Annotated in this window: 6 protein-coding genes; 2 read left to right on the plus strand and 4 right to left on the minus strand. The window is 59.3% G+C overall.

The features are described 5' to 3' along the window. Positions 1-136: 136 nt before the first annotated feature. The 4 genes from L248_RS10080 to L248_RS10095 form a co-directional block, all read right to left on the minus strand. Entirely contained in the window at positions 137-859 is a 723-nt protein-coding gene (locus tag L248_RS10080; protein WP_022530106.1) for a GntR family transcriptional regulator, read from the minus strand. 129 nt (positions 860-988) lie between these two features. Continuing rightward, positions 989-1,753: an amino acid racemase gene (locus tag L248_RS10085; RefSeq protein ID WP_022530107.1), complete on the minus strand. Its 765-nt coding sequence runs from the start codon at positions 1,751-1,753 to the stop codon at positions 989-991. Further along, positions 1,754-3,319, minus strand: coding sequence for a UDP-N-acetylmuramoyl-L-alanyl-D-glutamate--2,6-diaminopimelate ligase (locus L248_RS10090; RefSeq protein WP_040536181.1), 1,566 nt, complete (start codon positions 3,317-3,319; stop codon positions 1,754-1,756). Between the two features lie 73 nt (positions 3,320-3,392). Then, the gene (locus L248_RS10095; protein ID WP_022530109.1) at positions 3,393-5,240 is read right to left on the minus strand and encodes a glycoside hydrolase family 13 protein; all 1,848 of its coding nucleotides are present in this window, start codon (positions 5,238-5,240) and stop codon (positions 3,393-3,395) included. A gap of 167 nt (positions 5,241-5,407) precedes the next feature. Here L248_RS10095 and L248_RS10100 point away from each other — a divergent pair, with 167 nt between their 5' ends. Both L248_RS10100 and L248_RS10105 read left to right on the plus strand, forming a co-directional pair. Further along, the gene (locus tag L248_RS10100) at positions 5,408-5,716 is read left to right on the plus strand and encodes a MazG nucleotide pyrophosphohydrolase domain-containing protein (RefSeq protein WP_022530110.1); all 309 of its coding nucleotides are present in this window, start codon (positions 5,408-5,410) and stop codon (positions 5,714-5,716) included. After that, positions 5,716-6,336: a YdcF family protein gene (locus L248_RS10105; protein ID WP_022530111.1), complete on the plus strand. Its 621-nt coding sequence runs from the start codon at positions 5,716-5,718 to the stop codon at positions 6,334-6,336. The genes L248_RS10100 and L248_RS10105 overlap by 1 nt, the downstream gene beginning before the upstream one ends. The last annotated feature ends 165 nt before the right edge of the window (positions 6,337-6,501 follow it).

Consider the following 6,501-nt stretch of genomic DNA (forward strand, 5'->3'; position numbering starts at 1 on the left):
TCTCAAAGCCGTGCCCACCACGTTCCAGCCCCCGACCGCGGAGCCCTCCGTCACCCGGGCCAACGCCAGGCACTGCCCTGCTCCCATCTTTACCAGGGGACAAGAAAAGCCGCCCTCACCGGACGGCCTTTCTGTCTTAGGATAACGACACAAACGAATTGTACTGCATGTACTTGTAGTGAATGCGCATCCGGGAGAACTCGATGGGGGTGCCGCTGTCGGTGAAGAAGATACCCTCCATCACCCCTACCGGCTCCGTCGGCTTCAGCTGGAGCAGCTCTTGATCCTCCGCTGTAGAAGGTTCTGTGGAAATGTTCAGGAAAGACTTCGTGACCATGATGTGCTGCTCCTCCTGGAGGTAGTTGTACAGCGAGTCCTGGATAACCTGCTCGTTCAGCTCCGGGACCAGCTTGATGGGCAAATAGCCGATCTCGATCATGAATGGGGCGCCGTCTACCAGGCGCAGCCGCTCGATGCGGTAGACGAACTCGTTGGGCTGGATGAACAGCGACTCGGCCACGGCGGGCTTGGCCTTCTGCACGTGGAAGTGGAGGACCTTGATGGATTGCTGCTGGCCGTCGCGGACGAGGCTGTCGGTGATGCCGATGTTGTCGCCGGTGTAGTTGAACAGCGGCCGGCTCTTGAAGTACAGCGGGTTGACGAAGGTGCCGGAGCCCTGCTTCTGGAAGACGATGCCCCGGTTGACCAAGATGCCCAGCGCCCGCTTAATGGTCGAGCGGGACACGCCGAACTGCTCGCTCAGACTGCGTTCGTCGGGCAGTCGAAAGTCCTTGTATTGGCCGGCTTTGATCTGCTTGGTTAACTCGGAATAAACGCGATGGTACGCTAAATCTGTCATATGCTTGCCCTTTCAGGCCCAAACCCTCCCCGAACAAAAAACTGTCAAAGGTCGTTCCAATTAATTAATTGGACCCGTCCTTTGACAGCATACCATACTTATTTCATTGCCGCCAAGGACGCGTACCGCTTAATGCGATAACGGGTCATTGGCTTTGACCAGCGGCGTGAAGTCCACGGTCTCGCCCCGGCGCAGCGCCAAAGCGATACGCAGCGATTCATCCGCGATGATGCTCTGCGGATCGATCACCGGATACGGATGGTCCGGTGCTTTTTCTTGGGCCAGAGACAGTTCAGTGCACCCGAGAACGACCAGGTCGCAGCTCTTCTCGACCATCATCTCCCGCAGGATCGTGTGGTACAACTCACCGTCCACGTGGTTGCGTTCCTTGATGTCGTGGTAGATCAGCTCGGTCACTTGGTCCTGGATGGTGCCGTTGCCCAGCACCACCTCATACCCGGCCGCCTGAATCTCCCGCTCATAGATATGGTCTGCCATGGTCCCGGCGGTGGCGATCAGGCCGACTTTCTTGGCTTTAGGAAAACGCTGGGTGAGCGTGTTCACGGCCACGTGGGGCATGTGCAGCAGCGGCACGTCGCCCGCCGCCGCGGCCAATTCCTTGTAGAAATAGTGGGCCGTGTTGCACACGATGACGATGAAGTCAGGGTGCAGACTCGCCTGCTGTTTGATGTCCGCCAGCAGCGGGGGCAGGAAGTTGGACTGGCTGTGGTCCAGAATGTAAGCCGTCCGATCGGGCACGGTGGCGTGGTTGACTAAGATATAGTTCAAGTAATCCTGGTCGCGGTGAGCCGGGGTGCGGGCGTTGAGCAGCCGCACGTAACTCTCCGTGGCCGGGGTGCCCATGCCGCCAATCACAGTGAAGAAGTGCTCCATCTACTTGGTCTCTCCCTTCGCAGCCGGCAGTTCGGCAATCACTTGGTGCACGATGGCCATGTCGGTGGGATACGGGGTATCCACGCCCCGGACTTTCTGGTAAGGATCGGCACCCTTCCCAGCAACAACGACAATGTCCCCGGGCTGAGAGTCCAGGATCGCGTCGTGGATGGCCTTGGGCCGATCGAGTTCGATCTTGACCCGCACCTGTTCGTGGTCGATGCCCCGGTTGATTTCGGCGGCGATATCCGCCGGGTCTTCGAAGCCGGGGTCGTCGGTGGTGAGAAAGACGTCGCTGGCATACTGGTTCAGCACCCGGGCAAAGTCCGCCCGACGGGATACCCCTTTATCTCCGGGGGCGCCCAATACAACGATGATCCGGGGCCGCTTGTACTGGCGGATCAGGAAGGACAGCAGGGCGTGCATACTGCCGTAATTGTGGGCGTAGTCCACGTAGACCGCCCCGTGGCCCGGCGCCAGCGCTGATTCCATGCGGCCGGGAATGGTCACATTTCTCAACCCGGTCTGGGTCTCGTACGTATCCGCGCCGGCCAGCAGCGAGCCGATGATGGCGGCGGTGGCGTTGGCTTCGTTGTAATCCCCGACCAGCTTCAGCTGGTAATCGCCGTGGACCGCGAAGGCAATGGCCTTGGGGGTCACGGGCGTGAAGGTGAAGCGGGACTCGAACAGATCCGCTTCGTGGCTCTCCATGCGGAAGTCGATGGGAATATTGTGCGGCTCCTGGTAGCTGGCGCTGGCGAAGAGGAAGATGCTGTCGGGGTCGGTGGTCGTCGTCGCGGCAGCGTACACCTCAGGGAAGTGGTCGGTCTCCGCGTTGATCACACAGACCCGGGAATTGACCAGCAGCTGCAGCTTGCAGTGCAGGTAATTGGCGAAGTTCGGGTGCTCGTTGGGGCCGATGTGGTCCGGCGTGATATTCAGGAAGAAACCGACGTCGTACGTCAGGCCGAAGACCCGGGACTTGAGGTAGGCCTGGGAAGACACCTCCATCACCAAGTGGGTCATGCCGTTGTTCACGGCTGTCCGCATGTCGTGGAAGAGATCCAGCGATTCGGGGGTGGTCAGGTCCGACTTGAAGCGCTGGTCAGGCTTGGGTCCGACGACCCGGTCAATCGTGGAGAACAGGGCGGTCTTGCCGCCGTTCATCTCGTCCAGGATGGCCTTCGTGAAGTAGGCCGACGTGGTCTTGCCCTTGGTCCCGGTGTACGCAATGATGAACAGCTCGTCTTGGGGGTAGTTATAGTAAGCGGCCGCCAGCAGGGCCATGGCCTTCTGCACGTTGCGCACGATGAACGCGTTCATGCCCTTGCCTTCTGGATACGGCTGCTCCGCCACATAGGTGATGGCGCCCTTGTCCTTGGCCATCGTCAAGTAGATCGTACGGAAGTTTTCGCCTTTGCAGAAAAACAAGCCGTTGGGCTGGACCTTGCGCGAATCGTACGACACGCTGGTCATCACGGTATCCATGTCGCCTTGAATGGCACTGCTCTTCAGCAGGTGGTGTTCTTTCAGAATCAACATACATGCGTTCAACGATAAAGCCATTGGAAAAAAGCCCCTATTCTTTGCCGATTAAAGTCTTCCCTGGCGGCGTTGCGCCGGGTCAAAGCACCTTTCATTATACCATATCAGTTTGGCCGGGCAGCCACTGGTAGCCGTAAGCTGGAATCGGTACGGTGGCGACATGCTGGCGCAGAAAGGCCGCCTGGTCCACGGTCAGGTCATCGGTATGGAGCTGGCGAATATCCGCCAGGATCTGGATCTCGTTGGGATTGAAGACCAAGATCGCGTCCTGGGCCGGCCGGTCGCCGGCGGCAGGCAGGTGCCGCCAGATACCGCCCCAGCGGTAGCCGTAAAACGGAATGAAACTGGCGGTATTGGCCAGCGCCGGATCCGTCCGCCGCCGCTGCAAAGCGGTGGTGAAAATGCCCTGAACGTCCGTGTTTTCGTGTCCCCACGGGAAGAAGCGGCGGTTGTCCGGATCCTTGCCGCCGGTGACGCCGACCTCGTCGCCGTAATAGATACAGGGCACCCCGGGGGTGGCGAGGAAAATATTCAAGAGCAGCGCCAGTTTTCTCACATCCCCGCCCATGGCGGTCAAGATGCGCTCCGTATCGTGGGTGCCGATGTTATTGAAGTTGTTCTGGAACACGGTGCGGGGGTAATGCTCCTGGATGGTCAGGCTGTACTGCACAAAGTCGTCCACCGAAGCCTTGCCGTTAAGCAGCTCGACCAGGAGGTTGCGCAGCGGATAGTTCATCACGGCCTGGAGCATCCCGCCTTCTAAGTAATGGTGCCGCTGCCCGTACGCGACCTTGTTCGACGCATCTTCCCAGACCTCGCCGATGAGGACCCGGTCAGGATACTGATCCACCGCCTGGCGGATCTGGGCGATGAAGCTGTCGCGCAGCTCGTCGGCCACATCCAGCCGCCAGCCGTCGACCCCGCGCTTGGTCCAGCGGTCGATGATGCCATTGTCGGTCCCGGCAATATAATGATGGAAGCTGGCCGAATCCTTATTGATCGCCGGCAGGTCGGACACACCCCACCACGCATCGTACTTGCTGGGATACTGGGTGAACGTGAACCAGTCGTAATACGGACTCTCCTGGCTGTCCGCCGCCCCGTTGCGCGGTTCATAAGTATGGTACAGATCGAAGTACCGGCTGTCGGCCCCAACGTGGTTGAACACGCCGTCTAAGATGACGTGCATGCCGGCACTGTGGACGGCGGTGAGAAAATGGTCGAAGTCCGCCAGGCTGCCCAGCATACTGTCGATCTGCTCATAGTCCGCCGTGTCGTAGCGGTGGTTGCTGCGGGCGGCGAAGATGGGGCTGAGGAACAGCGCCGTCACGCCCAGCTGCTTCAGGTACGGCAGCTTTTGCTCGATGCCCAAGAGGTTGCCACCATAGAAATCCCAGCGGACGATCTCCCCGTTGGCATCCTTGACGTAATACGGCAGATCCTGGTGGGTGCCGTAGAGGAAGCTGTTGGGCTTCGGATGGTTAACGTGGCCATCGGCGTTGCCGTTGTTGAAGCGGTCCACGAAGATGTGGTAGAAAATGGCGTTCTTGTACCAATCCGGCAGCGTTTCTTCCTTCGCCAGCACGGTCAGCTGGTAGAAATTCGTGTTGCCGTCCCGGCCCGCCACACCGGTCCCGCCGAATGTCTTGCTCTTCGGAGCGTAGTAAATGACCTGGCCGCCGGGATCCGTGGCAATCACGAAACGGTAGAAATACAAGCCGGCACTGGGCGGCGTCAAATGGCCGGTATACCAGCCCTGACCCTCGGCCTGCATGTGGACCCGCTGGGAATCCTCGGCCTGCTGGCCATCGGGAAAAATCTCCACCGCGACATTTTGGACGGCCACATCAGTCACTTGAATCCGCAACGTCAGCGTGGTCCCGGCAACGATCGCCCCCACGGCATCCCGGCAATCGCGGTTGAATGAATTATAGAAAATCATGGTGTTCTCCTTTACGTTAGCTGGATAATTGCACCCATTATAACGTATTCTCTCGGCACCGCGCCGCCGACTCACTGAACGCTACCATTTCGCAACCAGAAAATGGTGACGCCCCAGACCGGGCCGCTACGGTATACTGAAGGTGAACGTAGAAAGGGCGAGGGCCAATGAAACTGGATATAACGGCGTTGCAAAAAGAAGTCTATGCCAATAAAGTGGCACATCACTTCAATACCACGGATACGAATTTCGAGCTCCTGCTGATGCATGGCGAAATGACCGAATTATTCCACGCTATTTTGAACAAAGACCAGACAAATGTCCAAGAAGAAATGGCCGACGTGGCCATCTATCTGCTGGGCTTGGCAGAAATCATGCACGTCGACCTGGGGCAAGCCATCGTGGATAAACTGGCCATTGATGAGCAGCGGGTCTACACCGCCGACGGCCGCAAGCACTTGAAAGGACAAGAATAATGCGTTTTTCACAACTCGACCTCGCCACCCTCAGCCAGTACCAGCGCACCACCCTGCTCTTCCGCTACCCAGATGACGGCCAGCCCGGCGACGTTATCTTCTTAGCCGGCAGCCGGATGGCCCTTACCCTCCGGCTGCCCGCCGCGGTGGCCTTGTACCAAGCCGGACGCGCACCGTACCTGCTGATCTCCGGCGGCCGCCGCTGGCGGAACCAGCCCCGCGGGGAAGCGGCCGCGTTGGGGGCTGCGGCCGAGGCCCAAGGGGTGCCTGCCGAGGCCCTCTTGCTGGAGAATAAAGCGCAGTATACGCTGCAAAACGTCCAATTCTCCAAGACCCTGCTGGACCAAACACTGGGCTTGGACCACATCCACCGGATCATCTTGGTGACCAACAACTACCACATGAACCGGTTGTACCACATGATGGCAAGTCAGCTGCCGGCGCACATTCAGTACAGCTTCCACGGCACCACTGACGACGCAACCAAGGCAGACAACTGGTACCGCTCCGACCTGGGCAAGCGCCACGTCCACCACGAGCTGGCCAGCCTGCAGACGGCGATCAAGAAGGGGCAAGTGCGGGACTATGACGTGCCGATGGATGTGTTGAGAAAGTATTAGCGGTGAGGGTGAAGGCGTAGTTGTCTTGCCCTGGCCCGGGTGACTAGGGGCCGCGCAGATTGGGAGGCAGGTTAGTTTCTGGCGTTGGCCCGGGTGACTCCGGGCTACGCGGGGGCTGGAACGTGGTGGGCACGGCTTTGAGCCTTTTGGCAAAGAGCGCCAAAA

The organism is Schleiferilactobacillus shenzhenensis LY-73, from assembly GCF_000469325.1.
GTDB classification, from domain to species: domain Bacteria; phylum Bacillota; class Bacilli; order Lactobacillales; family Lactobacillaceae; genus Schleiferilactobacillus; species Schleiferilactobacillus shenzhenensis.

What these genes read in the sequence shown, in the direction of transcription:
- L248_RS10080 (WP_022530106.1), bottom strand. Translation starts at nt 859, where the DNA reads ATGACAGATTTAGCGTACCATCGCGTTTATTCCGAGTTAACCAAGCAG.
- L248_RS10085 (WP_022530107.1), bottom strand. Translation starts at nt 1,753, where the DNA reads ATGGAGCACTTCTTCACTGTGATTGGCGGCATGGGCACCCCGGCCACG.
- L248_RS10100 (WP_022530110.1), top strand. Translation starts at nt 5,408, where the DNA reads ATGAAACTGGATATAACGGCGTTGCAAAAAGAAGTCTATGCCAATAAA.
- L248_RS10090 (WP_040536181.1), bottom strand. Translation starts at nt 3,319, where the DNA reads ATGGCTTTATCGTTGAACGCATGTATGTTGATTCTGAAAGAACACCAC.
- L248_RS10095 (WP_022530109.1), bottom strand. Translation starts at nt 5,240, where the DNA reads ATGATTTTCTATAATTCATTCAACCGCGATTGCCGGGATGCCGTGGGG.
- L248_RS10105 (WP_022530111.1), top strand. Translation starts at nt 5,716, where the DNA reads ATGCGTTTTTCACAACTCGACCTCGCCACCCTCAGCCAGTACCAGCGC.